General features: G+C 58.4%; 16 protein-coding genes. 9 read left to right on the plus strand and 7 right to left on the minus strand.

Going from position 1 to position 20,952, the window contains the following annotated elements:
• Positions 1–41: 41 nt before the first annotated feature.
• Positions 42–272, plus strand: coding sequence for a DUF4160 domain-containing protein (locus ACYZTX_RS09615; protein WP_033047627.1), 231 nt, complete (start codon positions 42–44; stop codon positions 270–272).
• Positions 260–763, plus strand: a complete 504-nt coding sequence (locus tag ACYZTX_RS09620; protein WP_462033863.1) for a DUF2442 domain-containing protein — start codon at positions 260–262, stop codon at positions 761–763. Before ACYZTX_RS09615 ends, ACYZTX_RS09620 begins: the two co-directional genes overlap by 13 nt.
• Here ACYZTX_RS09620 and ACYZTX_RS09625 read toward each other — a convergent pair.
• Positions 760–1,836, minus strand: a complete 1,077-nt coding sequence (locus ACYZTX_RS09625; RefSeq protein WP_462033864.1) for a DUF748 domain-containing protein — start codon at positions 1,834–1,836, stop codon at positions 760–762. The genes ACYZTX_RS09620 and ACYZTX_RS09625 overlap by 4 nt on opposite strands.
• 126 nt (positions 1,837–1,962) lie before the next feature.
• On the opposite strand from ACYZTX_RS09625, the gene cysK reads away from it, so the two are divergent.
• Both cysK and ACYZTX_RS09635 read left to right on the plus strand, forming a co-directional pair.
• Positions 1,963–2,937 (plus strand): cysteine synthase A, encoded by a 975-nt coding sequence (cysK, locus tag ACYZTX_RS09630; protein ID WP_462033865.1) that lies wholly within the window; start codon positions 1,963–1,965, stop codon positions 2,935–2,937.
• Between the two features lie 247 nt (positions 2,938–3,184).
• A complete protein-coding gene (locus ACYZTX_RS09635) occupies positions 3,185–4,123 on the plus strand; it encodes an aspartyl/asparaginyl beta-hydroxylase domain-containing protein (protein ID WP_462033866.1) in 939 nt (312 codons plus the stop codon).
• A 250-nt stretch (positions 4,124–4,373) separates the two neighbouring features.
• On the opposite strand, the gene ACYZTX_RS09640 is transcribed toward ACYZTX_RS09635, so the two are convergent.
• Positions 4,374–4,919: a hypothetical protein gene (locus ACYZTX_RS09640; RefSeq protein WP_462033867.1), complete on the minus strand. Its 546-nt coding sequence runs from the start codon at positions 4,917–4,919 to the stop codon at positions 4,374–4,376.
• Positions 4,920–5,379: 460 nt separating this feature from the next.
• Here ACYZTX_RS09640 and ACYZTX_RS09645 point away from each other — a divergent pair, with 460 nt between their 5' ends.
• Complete coding sequence (locus ACYZTX_RS09645) at positions 5,380–6,243, plus strand: DMT family transporter (RefSeq protein WP_462033868.1); 864 nt, start codon at positions 5,380–5,382, stop codon at positions 6,241–6,243.
• Positions 6,244–6,418: 175 nt separating this feature from the next.
• Here ACYZTX_RS09645 and ACYZTX_RS09650 read toward each other — a convergent pair whose 3' ends face one another.
• Positions 6,419–7,327, minus strand: coding sequence for a DMT family transporter (locus ACYZTX_RS09650; protein ID WP_462033869.1), 909 nt, complete (start codon positions 7,325–7,327; stop codon positions 6,419–6,421).
• 130 nt (positions 7,328–7,457) lie between these two features.
• Here ACYZTX_RS09650 and aceK point away from each other — a divergent pair, with 130 nt between their 5' ends.
• The 3 genes from aceK to ACYZTX_RS09665 all read left to right on the plus strand — a co-directional run bounded on the left by aceK (position 7,458) and on the right by ACYZTX_RS09665 (position 14,582).
• On the plus strand, positions 7,458–9,176 hold the full coding sequence (gene aceK / locus ACYZTX_RS09655) for a bifunctional isocitrate dehydrogenase kinase/phosphatase (RefSeq protein WP_462033870.1): 1,719 nt from the start codon (positions 7,458–7,460) through the stop codon (positions 9,174–9,176).
• Between the two features lie 166 nt (positions 9,177–9,342).
• Complete coding sequence (gene hrpA / locus ACYZTX_RS09660) at positions 9,343–13,254, plus strand: ATP-dependent RNA helicase HrpA (RefSeq protein ID WP_462033871.1); 3,912 nt, start codon at positions 9,343–9,345, stop codon at positions 13,252–13,254.
• 206 nt (positions 13,255–13,460) lie between these two features.
• Entirely contained in the window at positions 13,461–14,582 is a 1,122-nt protein-coding gene (locus ACYZTX_RS09665) for a beta-ketoacyl-ACP synthase III (protein ID WP_462033872.1), read from the plus strand.
• 229 nt (positions 14,583–14,811) lie between these two features.
• Here the strand turns inward: ACYZTX_RS09665 and ACYZTX_RS09670 are convergent, their stop codons facing one another.
• Positions 14,812–16,125, minus strand: coding sequence for a putative porin (locus ACYZTX_RS09670; protein WP_462033873.1), 1,314 nt, complete (start codon positions 16,123–16,125; stop codon positions 14,812–14,814).
• Positions 16,126–16,406: 281 nt separating this feature from the next.
• On the opposite strand from ACYZTX_RS09670, the gene ACYZTX_RS09675 reads away from it, so the two are divergent.
• Positions 16,407–17,531, plus strand: a complete 1,125-nt coding sequence (locus tag ACYZTX_RS09675; protein WP_462033874.1) for a GNAT family N-acetyltransferase — start codon at positions 16,407–16,409, stop codon at positions 17,529–17,531.
• A gap of 134 nt (positions 17,532–17,665) precedes the next feature.
• On the opposite strand, the gene ACYZTX_RS09680 is transcribed toward ACYZTX_RS09675, so the two are convergent.
• The 3 genes from ACYZTX_RS09680 to ACYZTX_RS09690 all read right to left on the minus strand — a co-directional run bounded on the left by ACYZTX_RS09680 (position 17,666) and on the right by ACYZTX_RS09690 (position 20,947).
• Entirely contained in the window at positions 17,666–19,498 is a 1,833-nt protein-coding gene (locus tag ACYZTX_RS09680) for an ABC transporter ATP-binding protein (RefSeq protein ID WP_462033875.1), read from the minus strand.
• Between the two features lie 82 nt (positions 19,499–19,580).
• Entirely contained in the window at positions 19,581–20,138 is a 558-nt protein-coding gene (locus tag ACYZTX_RS09685; protein WP_462033876.1) for a peptidylprolyl isomerase, read from the minus strand.
• A complete protein-coding gene (locus ACYZTX_RS09690; RefSeq protein ID WP_462033877.1) occupies positions 20,132–20,947 on the minus strand; it encodes an alpha/beta fold hydrolase in 816 nt (271 codons plus the stop codon). Before ACYZTX_RS09690 ends, ACYZTX_RS09685 begins: the two co-directional genes overlap by 7 nt.
• Between the last annotated feature and the right edge of the window lie 5 nt (positions 20,948–20,952).

The raw sequence follows: 20,952 nt of genomic DNA on the forward strand, positions 1-20,952 counted from the left end.
CAGTATTGAGCTATCGCCATTTTGGCGATAGCTTGCGGGGCATGTCTACTAAATACCGATTTCGCGATACATACCGCATTCAGTTGCGCGAGAAGGATCATCCGCCGCCCCATGTCCACCTGACTGGTGGCGGGCTCGATGTGATGCTCAGCCTTGAAACCGTCGAAGTGATGGTGGGCAAGGCGCCGCCGCTGATTATCAAGGAAGCGCTGGAGTGGGTCAGGGCCCATCAGGTGCAATTGCTGGAGGATTGGAAACGATGTTACCCATGAAACGACCACGGCTCTCGTCTGTGCAGGCGATGCCAGATCACCAACTGGCGCTGACCTTTATCGACGGTCAGCAACTGATCCTCGATTTGAGTCGAGACCTGCGCGGCTATCCAGGGTTGCAACCATTGCTGGAGACTGGAGCTTTCGACGGTGCAACCCTGGGCGATGATGGCTGGAGTGTTGAATGGCCTGAACTGGACATTCAGATCGGCGCAGACACGCTTTATCTGGAGGCGCTCGCGCAAAACGCATCGGACGAAAACACCCGGATCTTCATCGACTGGCGCGCTCGAACCGGGTTGCCGCTGAATCAGGCGGCCGAAGCGCTGGGGGTCAGTGCTCGCAGCATCACGCGCTACAGCAGCGGCCGCGAACCAGTACCGCGATCGCTAGCCCTGGCCTGTCTGGGATGGGATTTTTTGCAGCAGCAATCGAACCCGGCGCGGGCGGCCGAAGAGACTGGTCGCTACACCGTCACGCGCAAACCTTAACCCGCTTCCGGTTTTGGTCGTTCGTATCGGGCATTAAACGCCTGAATGAAACCATTGCGTAAAATCTGCAAAAACGCCTGGAATGCGCTGATATCTTGTCGATGTACATTGCCACTCAGTTCGACGCGAGTTGCAAATTGGTTTTTGCCCTGGTTTTTCAGTACGTTTTCGGAGCCACCTACGATGGCCTCCCAGATGGAACGGAAAAGCCCTTTGTCCTTGTTCTCTACGTCCTGCTGCCAATTGAACACGTCGACGTCCTTCAGCAGCGGTTTGATGTAACCCTTTAATCGAGCTTTTTTAGCCTGCGCTTCAATGACTACATCACCGTGACCGGCATTGAAGTCGAATTTGCCGTAGGCCGAGGCGAAGTCGTTCATGCGTTTGAGTTGGATGTCCCTGACTCGCAGGCGAAACTCGAAATCTTCAAAGTTGCTTAAAGGGTCGAAAGTTGCGGTGGTTTCCAGTGGCGCGTGCCCGAGCAGCAGCGCTTTGCCTTCGAAGCGAGCGTCGCGTTTGCCTTTGGTGTCGACCACGTTGGTCAGGTTATAAATGCTGGCGTTGACCTGAGTGGCGTTCATGTTCACGGGGGGCTTGGAATTGAAGTTGCGGAACGTGATCTTGCCATCGTTGATCCGCACTTCGTTGAAGGTGATCGGCGCCAGTTTGCTCAACTGCGCACGCCAGTCGGTGCCCTGACCGGTTTGAGAGTTTTTCTTGTTGGCGCCGCCGTCGACGAAGTTTACCTCGGGGTTGAAGAACTGCACCTCGGCCACGACAGCGTGGTCGTTCCACAGTGAATGCCAACTGACGGAAAGGTCGATCAGCGGCGCGTTGACGAAAGGCACTGGGACCTTGCCGTCGACCTTGACGATTTTCAGCCCGTTGATTTTGTACGCGCCGCGCCACAGGGCCAGGTCCACATCGGTGATCTGGCCACGATAGTCGCCCATGTCCGCCAGCTTGTCATTTAGGTAGTCGCGCACCATGTACGGCAGGGCGATGTGCAGGGCAACCAGCAGAACAACAAGGCCGGCGAGGGTCCACAGCGGCCAACTGTATCTCCGTTTCATGATGGTAAATCTCTGGCTATGTAAAACCATTGACTGCGCCGGTTGCGGGACGTTCGACTGACTGGACGACTACGGGCAACAGGCATACCTTGAAGGGCTTATTCAATGCTGTACAAGGACCCAGCCATGAGCCGCATTTTCGCTGACAACGCCCATTCCATCGGCAATACGCCGCTGGTGCAGATCAACCGTATCGCCCCCCGGGGGGTGACCATCCTGGCCAAAATCGAAGGGCGTAACCCCGGTTACTCGGTCAAGTGCCGGATCGGTGCGAACATGATCTGGGACGCCGAAAGCACCGGCAAACTCAAGTCTGGCATGACCATCGTCGAACCGACCTCGGGCAATACCGGTATCGGCCTGGCGTTCGTTGCCGCGGCTCGCGGATACAAGCTGATGCTGACCATGCCGGCATCCATGAGTATCGAGCGACGCAAAGTGCTCAAGGCACTGGGGGCCGAACTGGTACTGACCGAACCGGCCAAGGGCATGAAAGGAGCGATTGAGAAAGCGACTCAAATCCTCGCCAGTGACCCGTCCAAGTACTTCATGCCCGCACAGTTCGACAACCCGGCCAACCCGGCCATCCACGAAAAAACGACCGGTCCGGAAATCTGGAACGACACCGACGGTGCAGTCGACGTATTGGTGGCAGGCGTCGGAACGGGTGGAACCATCACCGGGGTTTCGCGGTACATCAAGAATACCCAGGGCAAACCGATCATCTCGGTGGCGGTGGAGCCAGCGGTGTCGCCGGTCATCACTCAGGCAATGGCGGGCGAAGAGATCAAGCCCAGCCCTCACAAGATCCAGGGTATTGGTGCTGGTTTTGTGCCGAAAAATCTTGATCTGTCGATGATCGATCGGGTGGAACTGGTCAGCGATGACGAGTCCAAGGCCATGGCCCTGCGCTTGATGCAGGAAGAAGGGATTTTGAGCGGCATTTCCTGTGGCGCGGCCATGGCTGTGGCTGTCCGTCTGGCGGAAACTCCGGAAATGCAGGGCAAGACCATCGTGGTGATCCTGCCGGACTCCGGCGAGCGCTACCTGTCGAGCATGCTGTTCAGTGACCTGTTTACCGATCAGGAGAACCAGCAGTAGGAGTTGCCGCAGGTTCGGGCCGCGTTCGGACGATCTTTTGATCTTGTTTTTGATCTTGTGAGAGGGGGGTGATTCCGGTCAGCCCCTGTTCAGGAACCTTATGTTAAAAAGTGCTTTATTGCGCGATCCTTAACACTGAATGTTGCGATAGGCGGGTTTTTCCTGAGGCTGGTAATGTGGATCATGGCCGGATGCCACGTCGGGTAAATGGCGTTGTATAGAGTTGTCTACTATCAAGGAGTTGTTGATGACCTTTTCCATTGCCGCGAAGGCATCACTGTTGTTGCTGTTCCTCGGCAGCACTCTTTATGTGCATTTACGCGGCAAGGTGCGTCTGCCGGTCCTGCGCCAGTTCGTCAACCATTCGGCTTTGTTCGCACCCTATAACGCCTTGATGTACCTGTTCTCCAGCGTGCCATCCAAACCCTATCTGGACCGCAACAAGTTCCCGGAAATGGACGTGCTCAAGGACAACTGGGAAGTCATTCGCGATGAAGCGATGCACCTGTTCGACGAAGGTTACATCCGCGTTGCCGAAAGGAACAACGACGCCGGATTTGGTTCGTTTTTCAAGAAAGGCTGGAAGCGCTTTTACCTCAAATGGTACGACAAGCCACTGCCGTCGGCCGAAGCACTGTGCCCGAAAACCGTGGCGCTGGTCAGCAGCATTCCCAACATCAAAGGCGCCATGTTCGCGTTGCTGCCAGGTGGCAGCCACCTCAACCCGCACCGCGATCCGTTTGCCGGTTCCCTGCGGTATCACCTGGGGTTGTCGACACCGAACTCCGACGACTGCCGAATCTTCGTCGATGGTCAGGTCTATGCCTGGCGTGATGGCGAAGACGTAATGTTCGACGAAACCTACGTGCATTGGGTCAGGAACGAAACCGACAAGAGTCGGGTCATCCTGTTCTGCGACATCGAACGACCGCTGAGCAACCGCCTCATGACCCGCATCAATCGCTGGATCAGTGGGTTTTTGGGGCGCGCCACTGCGCCGCAGAATCTTGATGATGAACGTGTTGGCGGAGTTAACCAGTTTTACGCCTGGAGCAAGAACTCCAGCGACACGTTCAGCGGTGTGATCAAACAGTGGAAACGTCGTAACCCCAAGGCCTACCGTGTGCTGCGACCGGTGTTGGCGGTGGTGGTGCTGACGTTGTTGGGGTATTGGTTGTTTAGGTGATTATCATCAATAAAAAAACCGCTCCTTGGAGCGGTTTTTTTGCCCGTCAATGTCATCGGCGCCCGGCGAGCACGTTAGGTTCTTCGCCTTCGATGCCCGTCGCAATAATTTGTAGAATACGTCGCTGACTGGCTGTGAGCACTAGAGCAATCTGTTTTCTTTCGAGTGCGGATGAGCGTTTTGTTGTAGGGGATTTCTTAATTGTTTTACCCATTTTCCCTCCGCAATTGATCATTAATTGAGCAGTTTTTCACGATACTAGGCTTTCCACTGCTTTGACAAGTCGGCGTTCAGCATCGTAATAAAAGCCAAGCTGTTGATAGGTTGGAATTGCACCTTTCAGTGGCTCCTGAACTTCGATGACTCCACTGCCGAAAATTGTGGCGTACTGCTCAATGACCAGTAGGGACAATGGAGCGATACGTTTTTTCAAAGGGTGAACTTTTCCTGGCCGTCCCTCCAGTCGCACGATGCGAATTCGTTGCCGACTTTTGTTTGGATTTGCGAAGCAAAGTCCGCACAGTTGTTCATCGAACCAGATGGATAGATCCAGCGCCAAAGGCTCCTTCGCTTTCCATCCAACAACTTCATGCCATGAAAAATGTGGATCATCCCAGCGCTCACAAGCATTCAATGCATGTGCGTCGATCGGTTCAAATTGCACCTTCGATAAATCGAGAACGGTAGGGGCGAACTGATCCTTTTCCTCTTGCAGCGCGGCAATGCTGGCAGCTGCAAGCTTCCTGGCTCTCGACCTATACAACTGATACCGAAGATGCGTCCGTTCCCTTGGCATTTGATCTCTTGCATTCCATGTCTCCCGCAGCGGGCGATTCCACCTCTCCCAGAGTAAGCAGCAGTTCTTTACGTGTCTTTACTGGCCCTTTGTCCAAGTCATTGCAATCCATGTCACGCGCTGGTTATAGTCGGCGCTCGGTGTTTTCCAACCCACTTTTCTACCCATCAAAAAAGATCAGCCCATGCCAGCTTCCCTCATCAACGCGGTAGTCGATTCAGCGGTCAACGCTGGCGTCGTGCCGTGCGGGAATCAGCAGCCTGCGCAGATCAGTCATTACCCCCCACCTGTCAGTAGCACGCCGGTGTGCGCAGTCGTATCACCGCCGGGCGTTGGCTTTTCGGGCTGATCAGTTTTTTTCTGCTGTTCTCATGCCCGCCTGAAAAAGCCCCCGCTTGAAAAAACTACTGAATTTCAGCTTCGGCTGAGTTGGCTTTTTGCCTGACTACAGGTGGTATTCATGTTTGTCCTTTCGAAAAAATCCGCGCTCGCGGCGGCGTCCACGAGCCTGTTCGTTCTGCTGTGGAGCAGCGGGGCGATCTTCTCCAAATGGGGCCTGGCCCACGCGTCACCCTTTGCCTTTTTGATGTTTCGTTTCGCCATCGCGCTGTGCGGTCTGGTGCTGCTGGTGCCGCTGCTCAAGCTCAAGCTGCCCAAGGGTGGCAAGCCGATGCTGTATGCGATGGCCACGGGCGTGGTGTTGCTGGGGGCTTACCAGATTTTCTATCTGCTGGCCCTGGACCTGAAAGTCACGCCAGGCGTGATGGCGACGATCATGGGCGTGCAGCCGATTCTCACGGTGGTGATCATGGAGCGTCAGCGGTCAGCCAGCCGAATGTTCGGTCTGGCATTGGGGTTGATCGGTCTGATCATGGTGGTCTATCAGGGCATCGGTCTGGCCGGCATGTCGTTGGCTGGCATGCTCTTCGGATTGCTGGCGCTGGCGAGCATGACGTGCGGTTCGATCATGCAGAAGCGCATCACGGACAATCCCCTCGGCACACTGCCAGTGCAATACTTGGCGGGACTGTTGCTCTGCGGGATCTTCGTGCCATTCCAACCCTTTCATTTCGAACACGGCACCGGTTTCATCGTGCCGGTGTTGTGGATGGGATTGGTCGTGTCGGTGCTGGCGACCTTGCTGCTGTATCGCTTGATCGCCCGGGGCAACCTGGTCAATGTCACCAGTCTGTTTTATTTGGTGCCAGCGGTGACGGCGGTCATGGACTACCTGATTTTTGGTAACCGGCTGGCGGCATTGAGCATGCTCGGCATGCTGCTGATCATCGTTGGTCTGGTGTTCGTATTCCGTAAATCAGCCTGAACCTGAATAAGGCCTGAAGCATTGCTCCGGGCCAAATCGTAGCGGGCCGCCACTCCGCTTGGGATTCGGCGGTTGGTGGACGGGGGGGTGAGTGACTTAGCTTTGTGATTGTCGGTGTCTGAGCTACCGCTATCGCGAGCTTGCTCGCGATGACATTATCAGCAACGCAGCAACACTATCGCGCAGCCACTTTTGATGGCTTCACCACCGTCGACTTCAACACCAACCACAACGCCGCCGCGATCAACACCCCGCCATAGATGTGTGCCATCGACAACGGCTCATCCAGCAACAACGCTCCCCACAACACCCCGAACGGCGGGATCAGGAAGGTCGTGGTCATCGACTTCACCGGCCCGACCGAGCTGAGCAGACGGAAGTAAATAATGTACGCCAAGGCCGTACACATCAGTCCCAACCCCAGCAACGATAACCAGACATTCCAGCCGCCCCAGCTTGCCGGTGGCTGGCTGATCACGCTGTAACCAAACAGTGGCAACAGAAACAACGTCGCGCCCAGCATGCTGCCCAACGCCGACAGTCGGCTGTCGAGGCCACCGGCCTGATCAAGCCAGCGGCGCGCGAGGAACCCGGCGAAACCGTAACAGGTCGTGGCGAGCAGGCAGGCGAGGGCGCCCATCAGCAGTTCCATGTCGAACGCCACCGGCCCCGCACGCGTCAGGACACCGACACCGAGCAGCCCGAGAAACACCCCGCCAAGCTTGGCGCCGGTGAGTTTTTCATGGAAGAACAAACCGCCGATCAGCACGCCCATCAGCGGCGTGGTGGCGTTGAAGATGGCCGAGTAACCGGCCGGCAGCACTTGCGCGGCGACCGAATAGAGGGTCGCCGGAATCCCGGAGTTGATCACCCCGAGCAGCATTACGGTTTTGAGCTTGCCTTTGAAATCCCAGCTGATGCGCATCAGCCCGAGGATCACCAACAGGCCGGCAGCGGCAATCGACACGCGGAAAAAAGCAGTGGGGATTGTGCCAATCACCGGGGCGATGATGCGCATGAACAGAAAGCTCGCGCCCCAAATGGCGGCAAGCGACAGCAAACGCAGAGTATCGACGGGGTTCACAGCACGTTCCTTCCTTGATTGGCGCGCAAGTGTCGCGCCAGTCAGGACGCAAGGCAATGGTTGCGTTGCGTAACAAAGGGCCACTAAGCTCAGGCCCCAACGAAAAGATTCAGCCGCCGAGGTTTTACCTATGCCGCAGCAATGGCCAGCCGCCGACATCGCCCGAATGATCCTCGATGGCTTTGACGATTATCGCGAGCATTTCCGCCAGATCACCGACGGCGCCCGAGCCCGCTTCGAGCAGGCCAAGTGGCAGGAGACGCAATCGGCGTCGGCGGCGCGGATCAATCTCTACGAAGAAAAAGTCGGCGAAACGGTGGAACGGCTGCGCATCGCTTTCGACGCCGACACGCTGGATGTCAGTTGCTGGCCGCTGGTCAAGAGCGCTTACATCACCTTGATCGACCTGCGCTTCGACGATGAACTGTCCGAGACCTGGTACAACTCGATCTTCTGCGGGCTGTTCAGCCACGACCTGATCAGCGACGGCTGCATGTTCATCCACACCACCCGGCCGAGCCTGCGCCGGGCCCGTGCCGCACAAACCCGCACGTACAAGCCCCAGGGCCAATTGTCCGGGATGCTGGCGAGCATTTTTGCCGACTACCGCTTCAGCGAGGATTACGCCAACCTGGCGGGCGACCTGTCTCGACTCGAAGGGCAATTGCGCGAGAACCTGCCGGACTGGGTCTGCAAGGATCCGGAGTTGAGCGTCGAACTGTTTTCCTCGGTGCTTTACCGCAACAAGGGCGCGTACCTGGTGGGGCGCATCTACACCCAGGACGAACAATGGCCGCTGGTGATTCCGCTGCTGCACCGCGAAGGCCGCGGGATTCAGATCGATGCGCTGATCACCGATGAAGCGGACGTGTCGATCATCTTCTCGTTCACCCGTTCGTATTTCATGGTCGACGTGCCGGTGCCGGCGGAGTTCATCGGTTTCCTCAAACGTATTCTGCCGGGCAAGCACATTGCCGAGCTGTACACCTCGATCGGTTTCTACAAGCACGGCAAGTCCGAGTTCTACCGGGCGCTGATCAATCACCTGGCCAACACCGACGACCAGTTCATCATGGCCCCGGGTGTGCGTGGCATGGTGATGAGCGTGTTTACCCTGCCGGGTTTCAACACCGTATTCAAAATCATCAAGGACCGCTTCTCGCCGTCGAAGAACGTCGACCGCGCCACGGTGATCGAGAAGTACCGTTTGGTGAAGAGCGTCGACCGGGTCGGGCGCCTGGCCGACACCCAGGAGTTTGCCGACTTCCGTTTCCCGTTGAGCAAGTTCGACCCGGCATGCCTGGAAGAGCTGCTTGAGGTGGCCGCGTCCACGGTGTCGGTCGAGAACGACACCGTGCTGATCCGCCACTGCTGGACCGAACGGCGGATGACGCCGTTGAACCTTTATCTGGAGAACGCCAACGACGCTCAGGTCCGCGAGGCGCTGGAAGATTACGGTCTGGCGATCAAGCAACTGGCGGCGGCTAACATCTTTCCCGGTGACATGTTGCTGAAGAACTTTGGCGTCACTCGTCATGGGCGGGTGGTGTTTTATGACTATGACGAGATTTGCTTCCTGACTGAAGCCAACTTCCGTCACATCCCGCAACCGCGTACGCCGGAAGATGAGATGGCGTCCGAGCCGTGGTATTCGATCGGGCCGCTGGATGTGTTTCCTGAGGAGTTTCCGCCGTTTTTGTTTGCTGATTCGGGGCAGCGCAAGTTGTTTGATCAGTTGCATGGTGAGTTGTACAACGCTGATTACTGGAGGAGCTTGCAGGAGGCGATTCGGGCGGGGAAGGTGATTGATGTGTTTCCGTATCGGCGCAAGGGCCAGGACAACGAATAGTTCTCTGCGATTGCTGCGCAATCGATCGCGAGCAGGCTCGCTCCCACATTGGATCTATAGCGACCACTAAATGTGGGAGCGAGCCTGCTCGCGATCGGCCGCGCAGCGGTCGTAAAATCTGCGACAATCCGCCCCCTGCGCCACCAGACAACTTATTGCGTACCTGATGACTGACGAATCGCCTTCCATCGACAAACTGCTGAAAAACCTTGATCACGCCATGCTCGCCGACCGCCACCGGCTGCGGCGGCAGTTGCTTGAGCTGCGCAAAAAACCTGATGAGGCCAAGCTGGCCCAGTGGGTGACGCGCATGCAGGCGTCCTGTGATCAGGTGTTGGCGCGGCGTGCCAGCCTGCCAGTGATTCGATACGACGACAGCCTGCCGATCGCCGCCAAACGCGACGAAATCAAAGAAGCGCTGCTCAAACATCAGGTGCTGATCATTGCCGGTGAAACCGGTTCGGGTAAAACCACCCAGTTGCCGAAGATCTGCCTGGAAATCGGTCGCGGTCAGCATGGCCTGATCGGCCACACGCAACCGCGTCGAATCGCTGCGCGCAGCGTGGCCAGCCGGGTCGCCGAAGAACTGGCGACGCCGTTGGGCGCGCTGGTTGGCTATCAGGTGCGGTTCGAAGATCAGAGCGATTCCAACACCCTGATCAAGCTGATGACCGACGGCATCCTGCTGGCGGAAACCCAGAACGACCGCTACCTCGAACGCTACGACACGATCATCGTCGACGAAGCCCACGAACGCAGCCTGAACATCGACTTCCTGCTCGGTTACCTGAAAACCCTGCTGCCGCGTCGCCCGGACCTGAAAGTCATCATCACCTCGGCGACCATCGACCTCGAGCGTTTCTCCAAGCACTTCGACGATGCGCCGATTGTCGAAATCTCCGGCCGCACCTTCCCGGTGGACACCTGGTATCGCCCACTGACCCTGGAGCAGGACGAAGAGGGCAACCGCGTCGAGGATGACTTGACGGTGGATCAGGCCATTCTCGCCACCCTCGACGAAATCGCCGCGTTCGAACGCAGCGAGCGCAAGAGCCCCGGCGATGTGCTGGTGTTCCTGCCCGGCGAGCGCGAGATTCGCGACGCGGCGGACATGCTGCGCAAGGCGCAGCTCAAGCACACCGAGATTCTGCCGCTCTACGCACGTCTGTCGCCGGCCGAGCAGCAGCGGATTTTCCAGTCGCACCCTGGCCGTCGCGTGGTCCTGGCGACCAACGTCGCGGAAACCTCGCTGACGGTGCCGGGCATTCGTTACGTGATCGACAGCGGCACCGCGCGCATCAGCCGCTACAGCTACCGCGCCAAGGTCCAGCGTCTGCCTATCGAAGCGATTTCCCAGGCCAGCGCCAACCAGCGTAAAGGTCGCTGCGGGCGGGTCGAGCCGGGCATTTGCATCCGCCTTTATGGCGAGGAAGATTTCATCGGTCGCCCGGAATTTACCGACCCGGAAATCCTGCGGACCAACCTCGCCGCAGTGATTTTGCAGATGCTGCATCTGCGCCTCGGCGAGATCACCGATTTCCCGTTTATCGAGCCGCCGGATGGCAAGGCGATCAGCGACGGTTTTAACCTGCTGCAAGAACTCTCGGCGGTCGACCGCAATAGCCAGCTGACCCCGCTGGGTCGGCAGTTGGCGCTGTTGCCGGTGGACCCGCGTATGGGCCGCATGCTGCTGGAAGCGGCAAAACTCGGCAGCTTGCAGGAAGTGCTGATCGTCGCCAGCGCCATGTCGATTCAAGACCCGCGCGAACGTCCGCCGGAGCGTCAGCAAGCGGCGGATCAGGCGCACGCGCAGTGGAAAGACGTGGACTCGGACTTCGCCGGGCTGGTCAATCTGTGGCGTGGTTTCGAAGAGCAGCGCCAGGCCCTCACCGCCAGTCCGCTGCGCAATTGGTGCCGCAAGAATTTCCTGAATTACCTGCGTCTGCGCGAATGGCGCGACTCTCATCGCCAGTTGAGCCTGATCTGCCGCGACATGCAGTTGAGCCTCAACAAAGAGCCGGCGGATTACCCGAAACTGCACAAAGCCGTGCTCTCGGGGCTGCTCAGCCAGATCGGCCAGAAAACCGAAGACGGCGACTACCTTGGCGCCCGTCAGCGGCGCTTCTGGATTCACCCGTCATCGGGTCTGGGCAAGAAGCGTCCGCAATGGCTGATGGCTGCCGAGCTGGTGGAAACCACCAAGCTTTACGCGCGGATGGTCGCCAAGATCGACGCTGACTGGATCGAGCCGCTGGCCGGGCACCTGATCAAGAAAAATCACTTCGAACCCCATTGGGAGAAGAAGCGCGGTCAGGTCGTGGCATTCGAGCAAATCACCTTGTTCGGGCTGATCGTGGTCGGTCGCCGGCCGGTGCATTACGGGCCGATCGACCCTGTGGTGTCTCGTGAGTTTTTCATTCGTGAAGGCCTGGTGCGTGGCGAGATTCAGTCCAAGGCCAAGTGCCTGACGGCCAATGCGCAACTGCTGGAACAGCTCGACGAACTGGAAGCCAAGGCTCGCCGTCGCGACATCCTGGCCGATGAAGAAACCCTGTTCGCCTTCTACGACGCGCGACTGCCGGCGGAGATTCACCAGACCGCCACATTCGATAGCTGGTACCGGGTCAACAGCCAAAAAGATCCACAGCTACTGATCATGCGCGAAGAAGACGTGCTGGCTCGCGAGGCCAGTGAAGTCACCGCCTTGCATTACCCGGACACCTTGCACATCGGTGATCTGGAACTGGCGCTGAATTACCACTTCGAGCCAAACCACCCGCGTGACGGCGTGACCCTGCGCGTGCCGGCGCCGCTGTTGCCGATGCTGCCACCAGAACGCCTGGAATGGCTGGTGCCGGGCGTGATCGAGGCCAAGTGCATCGCGCTGGTGCGCAACCTGCCCAAAGCCCTGCGCAAGAACTTCGTGCCGGTGCCGGACTTCGTCAAAGCCGCGTTGCAGCGCATGACCTTCGCCGAGGGCTCGTTGCCGCAGGCGTTGGGCCGTGAACTGTTGCGCATGACTGGGGCGCGGGTCAGCGATGAAGCCTGGGCCGAAGCGGCGCAGCAGGTCGACAGTCATTTGCGGATGAACCTGGAAATCGTCGACGGCCAGGGCAAGTTCCTCGGTGAGGGACGTGATCTGGCGGAACTGACCGCACGTTTTGCCGAGGCCAGTCAGGCCGCGTTGGCCGTGCCACAAACCGCGAAAAACCAGCAACCGGTCGAGCCGAAAGTCTTCGCCGCCGTCGCCGAGAAAACCCAGCAAAAGATCGCCGGGTTGTCGATGACAGTCTATCCGGCGCTGGTGGAAGAGAGCGGCACAGTCAAGGAAGGGCGATTCTCGACCCCGGCCGAGGCCGAGTTCCAACATCGCCGTGCCTTGCAGCGCTTGCTGATGCAGCAACTGGCCGAGCCGGCGAAGTTCCTGCGCGGCAAGTTGCCGGGGCTGACCGAGCTGGGTTTGATGTACCGCGAATTGGGGCGTATCGATGCCTTGGTGGAAGACATCCTGCTGGCCAGCCTCGACAGTTGTATTCTCGACGGTGAAGACCCGTTGCCGCGTGATGGCGCCGGGTTGGCGTCACTGGCCGAACGCAAGCGCGGCGGCTGGACCGAGCACGCCGAACGGTTGGCGAAGCTGACGCTGGAGATTCTCAAGCTCTGGCACGGCCTGCAAAAACGCTTCAAGGGCAAGATCGACCTGGCGCAAGCCGTGGCCTTGAACGACATCAAGCAGCAACTCAGCCATCTGGTGTATCCGGGTTTTGTACGGGAAACCCCGATGCAGTGGCTCAAGGAGCTGCCGCGCTATCTGAAAGCTGTCGAACAGCGCTTCGAGAAAATCGGCGCTCAGGTTCAGAGGGATCGGGTCTGGAGCGGCGAACTGTCCGGCCTGTGGACGCAATACCAGACCCGCGCGAAAAAACACGCCCAGGAAGGCAAACGCGATCCGCAACTGGAACTCTATCGCTGGTGGCTTGAGGAATACCGGGTTTCGCTGTTCGCCCAGCAACTGGGGACCAAGGTGCCAATCTCCGATAAGCGTTTGAACAAGCAGTGGACGCAAGTTGAGCCGTAGCTTTCGATCTCGCAAAAGGGGCCAAACCCCAACGTTTATGGCAAACTTCGCGCCTATAAACACCGGCCCCGCGGTTTGAGCCTTCACAGGCCGGGGCGGATCGGAATAAGCGATGCCAGGTTTGCTTCCCGTGAGGGGAATAGACTCTTTGTGTATTGGTACGTCGGTGCCACTACTTTCTGCCTGACCAGATTAGAGAAACGACCATGCATAACGTCGTCATCAGCGGCACCGGCTTGTACACCCCGGCCAACAGCATCTCCAACGAAGAGCTGGTGCAGTCTTTCAATGCTTACGTCGCGCAATTCAACGCCGACAATGCCGACGCCATCGCGCGCGGCGACATCGAAGCGTTGACCGAGTCCAGCGCGGCGTTTATCGAAAAAGCCTCTGGCATCAAAAGCCGCTTTGTCATGGACAAGGAAGGTATTCTCGACCCGCAACGCATGGCGCCACGCCTGCCGGAGCGCTCGAATGACGAGTGGTCGGTGCTTTGCCAAATGGCCATTGGTGCCGCCGAGCAAGCCTTGCAGCGCGCCGGCAAGACCGCCGCGGACATCGACGGCGTGATCGTCGCCTGCTCCAACCTGCAGCGGGCTTATCCGGCCATCGCCATCGAAGTTCAGGAAGCCTTGGGCATTCAGGGTTTCGGTTACGACATGAACGTCGCCTGCTCCTCGGCAACCTTCGGCATTCAGGCCGCCGTCAACAGCGTGCAACTGGGCCAGGCCCGCGCGATCTTGATGGTCAACCCGGAAGTCTGCACCGGTCACCTGAACTTCCGCGACCGTGACAGCCACTTCATCTTCGGCGACGCGGCCACTGCGGTGATCATCGAGCGCGCTGACCTGGCAACGTCCAAGTATCAGTTCGACGTGGTCAGCACCAAGCTGTTGACCAAGTTCTCCAACAACATCCGCAATAACTTCGGCTTCCTCAACCGCGCGGCGGAAGAGGGCATCGGTGCCAAGGACAAACTGTTCGTGCAGGAAGGCCGCAAGGTGTTCCGTGATGTGTGCCCGATGGTCGCCGAGCTGATCGCCACGCATCTGGACGAGAACACGCTCAACATCAGCGACGTGAAACGCTTCTGGCTGCATCAGGCCAACCTCAGCATGAACCACCTGATCGTCAAGAAACTGCTGGGCCGTGAAGCCACTGAAGAAGAAGCTCCGGTGATTCTCGACACCTACGCCAACACCAGCTCCGCCGGTTCCGTGATTGCGTTCCACAAATATCAGGATGATTTGGCCGCCGGTTCGCTGGCAGTGCTCAGCTCGTTCGGCGCTGGTTACTCGATTGGTAGCGTGATTCTGCGCAAGCGTTGAGTTCGCCTTAAAAGATCGCAGCCTGCGGCAGCTCCTACACGGGATTGGATTTCAACGCGATATCGCGGTTGGAATACGGTCGGTGTAGGAGCTGCCGCAGGCTGCGATCTTTTTTTGCACAAACAAAAAGACTCGCGCTGGCGTATCGGACGGATGATGGGGACCGATACACCAGCGCGAGTCTGTAAAAGCGGCTCGGGCTTCCTTGCCCGAGTCGTGTAGCGGGGAATCAGAACTTGGCTTCAGCATCCAGTTGCAGGGTGTTGATCTTCGAATCCCGCAAGTTGGCGTTGGTGTAGTCGGAATCAGCCATGAAGTACGTCGCACCGAGGGCGAAGTTCTTGTCGATCTCGTAACTCACTTTCAACTTGCTGCCACGCGAACCGGTGAAACCGTTGGCGAAGTCGGAGTCGGTGAAGGCGCCGACCACCGCATTACGCTGTACGTCGCGGTAGTTGTAGTCCACTCCGAAGCCGTAGAATTTGGTCTTGACGCCAGCCAGCCAGCCCATGTCCTGATCGTTGCTGGCATCGTCGTTGTTGACGATTTGACCGTAAAGCGACAGCGGCATTGGCAGGCCGCCAATGTCGAGCTGACCAAAGCCTTCGTACAGTTTGAATTGTTCGTTCGCAGTGTTGCCGTTGACGGCCAGTCGGCATGTTGCCGCGGCACACGTATTGTTGATGTCGTTGTCGTTGTCGTAAGCGTAGATACTGCCGCCCAGCGTCATTTTCAAGTTGTCGGTGATCGCGAAACGCGCGCCCAACTGGCCCGCGTACAGACGCAGGTCATGACGGAACTGCTTGCCTTCGCCGTCGACGTTGTCCTTGAGCGTGTAGTGACCGGCGCTACCGAACATCTCGACAGGGCCCAGCGCGTGCTTGTAGGTTGCTGCCAGACCTTCCGGGCTGATGTCGCTATCCCAGATGATGTCGCCCATGCTCACCCATGGTTGCGGCATCTTGCCGCCGATCAAGTGCAAATTCTTGATGGCAGTCGGGTGGTAGTCGACGTAGCCCTGATCCAGCCAGATATCCTTCTTGGTGAAGTTGTTGTCCAGACTCTGGTTGGTCGAGCGAGAATCGTTGTCGCTACCAGTGGCGATACGAATACCGGTGTCCACTTGCGGGTTGATTTCGGTGTAGGCACCCAGGCGCACACGAATGCGTTGACGGTCCTGGTCGCCAGTGTTGGAAACACCATCGTTCTTGACTGTTTCCTGACGGAAACGAACATCGCCCTTGAACTGGGTCTTGGCAGCCCACGCCAGTTTTTGGTCGAAGGTGCTCAGCTCATTGGTTTTCTTCGCAGTTGCCGCGATCTGCTCGTTGGTCTCTTGCTGAGCCTGACGGGCGATTTGCTGGTCTTTCTGATCCCTGGCCAGCTCGGCTTGCAATTCGGTGTACTGCGCAGGCGAAATTGAGCCGTTTGCCTTGAGCATGTCGAGCAGTTTGGCGTCGACTGCGGCGCTGGCCGGAACGCTCATGGCCAGCAGCAGGCCACCACACAAGGCCGCCGCAGTTTTCGTGGAAGCAAGACGCATATCAATCTCCGAAGATGTAATGGGATGACTGAGCCATCCAGGCACAACCGACCGTTGACGGACGGAAAACAGTGGCCGGGTTAGAACCCGACGCTCTAAAAACAGGCGCCAGTATCGCGATGGTTTATGACAGAGCGGTGGCAATGTGATGGCAGCTCGATGACGATATAAAGTCGTCTCGAACTATTGAGCTAGAGCGCTGTCGTCGAATTGCTCGTGTGCAATGCAGAGCGATAAGCGATACTCGCGGTGCTTTCACGCCATGAAGAGTGAGGATGGTGATGCCGTTGCAACGTCTGCAAAGCCTGTCGGAAATCGCCCCGCACACGTGGGATGCGTTGGTCCCCGATACTCAGCCATTTTTGCGTCACGCTTTTCTGAGCGCGCTGGAAGACAGCGCCAGCATTAGCCCCCATTCCGGATGGCAGCCCGAGCATTTGCTGCACATCGAAGGCGATCGTCTGATCGCCGCGCTGCCCAGTTACCGCAAATGGCACTCCTACGGCGAGTACGTGTTCGATCACGCCTGGGCCGATGCGTGTGAGCGTGCCGGCATCGACTATTACCCCAAACTGTTGACGGCTGTGCCGTTCAGTCCGGTCAGCGGTCCGCGTTTGCTGGCGGCCACGCTCGAGGACGGTTTCGAACTGTTGAAAAGCCTGCCCGGCTACCTTGAGATCGAACAACTTTCCAGCGCCCACATCAACTTCACCGATCCTTTCACCGACGCAGCATTGGCCGAGCAGCCGGGCTGGTTGCAGCGAATCGGCTGTCAGTACCACTGGCAGAATCGCGGGTATCGGGATTTTCAAGACTTCCTCGACGTCCTCAGTTCGCGCAAGCGCAAGCAGATGCGCAAGGAGCGCGAACAAGTGGCGGGGCAGGGCATTGATTTCGAATGGCTTGAAGGCAGGCAACTCGATCAGGTGCAGTGGGATTTTGTCTATGCCTGCTATGCCAACACTTACGCAGTGCGTCGGCAAAGGCCTTATCTGACGCGGGATTTTTTCAGCCTGTTGGCCGAGGGCATGCCGGAGTCGATTCGCGTGGTGCTGGCCAAGCAAGGCTCACGGCCGGTGGCCATGGCCTTCAGTCTGGTGGGCGGAGACAGTTTTTACGGCCGTTACTGGGGCTGTCTTGCAGAGTTCGACCGTCTGCACTTTGAGACCTGTTTCTATCAAGGCATGGACTACGCGATTGCCAACGGCTTCCAGCGATTCGATGCCGGTGCCCAGGGCGAGCACAAGTTGATTCGCGGGTTTGAACCCGTGATCACTCATTCATGGCACTACTTGCGTCATCCTGGTCTGAAAGCCGCCGTCAAAGACTTCCTGCAGCAGGAGCGCGTTGGCGTGCTGGCGTATGCCGAGGAAGCGAGGACGGCCTTGCCTTACCGGCAAGACTGAGCCTGGGGGATCACACTCACTATTGTGGGAGCGGGCTGCTCGCGAAGGCGGTGTATCAGTCGACATATTTGTTGCCTGACACTCCGCCTTCGCGAGCAAGCCCGCTCCCACAGGGTTACTGTCGATCAGAAGATTTAATCGATCCCGACAAACCCCCCCGTTTGGTGCTGCCACAACCGCGCATACAACCCGCCATGGGCCAGCAGTTCGGCGTGGCTGCCGGTTTCGGCGATCTTGCCGTTTTCCAGCACCACCAGCCGGTCCATCCGGGCGATGGTCGAGAGCCGGTGGGCGATGGCGATCACGGTTTTGCCCTGCATCAGGGTTTCCAGGCTTTCCTGGATCGCCGCTTCGACCTCCGAGTCCAGCGCCGAGGTGGCCTCGTCCATGATCAGGATCGGCGCGTCCTTGAGCAGCACGCGAGCAATCGCAATCCGCTGGCGCTGGCCACCGGAGAGTTTCACGCCACGTTCACCGACGTGGGCATCGAAACCGGTGCGGCCTTCTGCGTCCGACAACAACGGGATGAACTCGTCGGCTCGGGCCTTGTGCGCCGCTTCCCAGAGTTCAGCGTCGGTGGCGTCGGGTTTGCCATAAAGCAAATTGTCGCGGATCGAGCGATGCAGCAGGGACGTGTCCTGGGTGATCATGCCGATACGCTCGCGCAGGCTTTCCTGGCCGACTTCAGCAATGTTCTGCCCGTCGATAAGGATGGCCCCGCCCTCCACGTCATAGAGGCGCAGCAGCAGGTTGACCAGAGTCGACTTGCCGGCACCGGACGGACCGATCAGGCCGATTTTCTCGCCAGGCTTGATGGTCAGATTGAGGTCGCCGATGATCCCGCTCTTCTTGCCGTAGTGGAAATTCACGTGCTCGAAACGCACTTCGCCACGGGTCACCGTCAGCGGTTTGGCCTGCTCGCGATCGGTAACGCTGACCGGTTGAGAAATGGACTGCAAACCGTCCTGGACCATGCCGATGTTTTCGAAAATGCCGGTGACCACCCACATGATCCAGCCGGACATGTTGACGATACGAATCACCAGGCCGGTGGCCAGGGCAATGGCGCCTACGGTGATCAGCGACTGCGTCCACAGCCACAGCGCCAGGCCGGTGGTGCCGACGATCAGCAAGCCGTTCATGCTGGTGATGACCACGTCCATGCTGGTGACCACCCGGCCGGCCAGTTGGGCTTTTTCGGTTTGTTCCTTGATCGCTTCGCGAGCGTATTGCTGCTCGAAGTTGGTGTGGGCGAACAGCTTCAGGGTGGTGATGTTGGTGTAGCCATCGACAATCCGCCCCATGAGTTTTGAGCGCGCATCGGAGGACACGACCGAGCGTTCCTTGACCCGTGGCACGAAGTAGTAAAGGGCACTGATGAAGGCGACGATCCAGGTCAGTAGAGGGATCATCAAGCGCCAGTCGGCTTCGGCGAACAGCACCAGCGAACTGATCGCGTAGATCAGCACATGCCACAGCGCGTCCACCGCTTGCACGGCGGAATCGCGCAGCGAGTTGCCGGTCTGCATGATGCGTTGGGCGATACGCCCGGCGAAGTCGTTCTGGAAAAAATTCAGGCTCTGTTTGAGCACATAACTGTGGTTCTGCCAGCGGATCAGGCTGGTCATGCTGGGGCTCAGGGTCTGGTGTACCAGTAAGTCATGCAGGCCGACGAACACCGGGCGCAGAACCAGTGCAACCACGGCCATCCAGGCCAGCTCGATGCCGTGATCCTTGAAGAAATTGACGTTCGGGGTGCCCTGGGCCAGGTCGATGATGCGGCTCAGGTAGCTGAACAGCGCCACCTCGATCAGTGCGCCGAACAGGCCGACGATCAGCAGGACGGCGAAACTCGGCCAGACCTGCTTCAGATAATAAGTATAAAAAGGGAGAACCCGATCCGGCGGAGCGGCCGTCGGGGCATCGCGGAAAATGTCGATCAGTTTCTCAAAACGGCGATAAAGCATCAGTTCTCCGCCCGCGCACGGGCTCTCCTTTGAACAGTGTGAGCGGCGCACTCCGGCAGCCGCTCAAGACTTCCTGTGTAGCTTAGTCGATGACTTTGGCCGACTTGATGAACACAGGGTCGGCCGGCACATCTTTCATGCCGCCACGGGTGGTGGTTTGCGAGTTGACGATGACGTCCACCACGTCCATGCCTTTCACGACTTTACCGAAGACCGCATAGCCGTCACCGCTGTCGAGGAAGTCATTGTCTTTGACGTTGACGAAGAACTGGCTGGTGGCCGAATCAGGGTTAGAGGTGCGGGCCATGGACAGCGTGCCACGGACGTTATGCAGGCCGTTTTTGGACTCGTTCTTGATCGGCGCCTTGGTTTCTTTTTGCGTCATCTCTTTAGTAAAACCACCGCCCTGGACCATGAACCCAGGAATCACACGGTGGAAAATCGTGTTGTTGTAGAAGCCGCTGTTGACGTAATCAAGGAAGTTCTTGGTACTGATCGGGGCCTTGACCGCGTCCAGTTCGATTTCGATCTGGCCGTTGGTCGTGTCCAGCAGCACGTGCGGCGCCTTGGCCGGCGTGGCGGCCATCAGGTTGGCGGCAAACAGAACGGAGCCAGCGACGAGGGCGATTTTTTTCAGCATGGGTCAGTAATCCTGATTGGGGTGGTGTCGACTGCGGTGAGAAACTCGAGCAGGGTTTGGTTAAAATGTTCGGGTTGATCCAGCGGGGTGGCGTGGCGCGAATCGGCGATCACCACCAGCCGCGCATCGGGCAGCAGTTTTACGTAGGTCTCTTTCAGCGAGACCGGTGTGTAGTCACGGTCGGCGCTGACGATGAGGGTTGGACAGGAGACCTTCGAAAGTCGTTCCTGAACCCCCCAGCCAACGATCGCATCGAAGCTGGCGAGATAAGCATGTTTGTCGTTTTTTGCCCAGCGCTCGGCCATTTTTTGTCGCAAATCTGCCTGCTCCGGTTTTGGGAACAGCTTTCCTCCAAGGGCCGTGCCGATGGCGCCGAGACTAAGGACACGCATCAGGCTCCAGCGCTTGAACCACTGCCAGTAATCGTCGCGGCTGCGCAGTTTGACCTCGGGCGCGCTGTTGACGATGCACAGGCTTTTGAGCAATTGCGGCTGATCCACGGCCAGTTGAAAACCGATCATGCCGCCCATGGACAAGCCCACGTAATGAGTGGGGCCCAGGTTCAGGTGTTCGATCAGGGCAATCAGGTCGGCGCTGAACCCGGCGATGCTGTAGCGCTCGCGGGGTTTGTCGGAGCGACCGTGGCCGCGCACATCCGGGACGATCACCCGGTAGCGGGCCGACAGCGCCGGGATCTGCTCTTCCCAGTCCAGGGTGCTGGACCCCAGCCCGTGAACCAACAGCAACGGCGTGCCGTGGCCATATTCCTCATAGTGCAGGTTGCAACCTTCGTGTTCGAAATAGGCCATGTTTA

This window comes from Pseudomonas sp. MDT1-17, assembly GCF_054898105.1.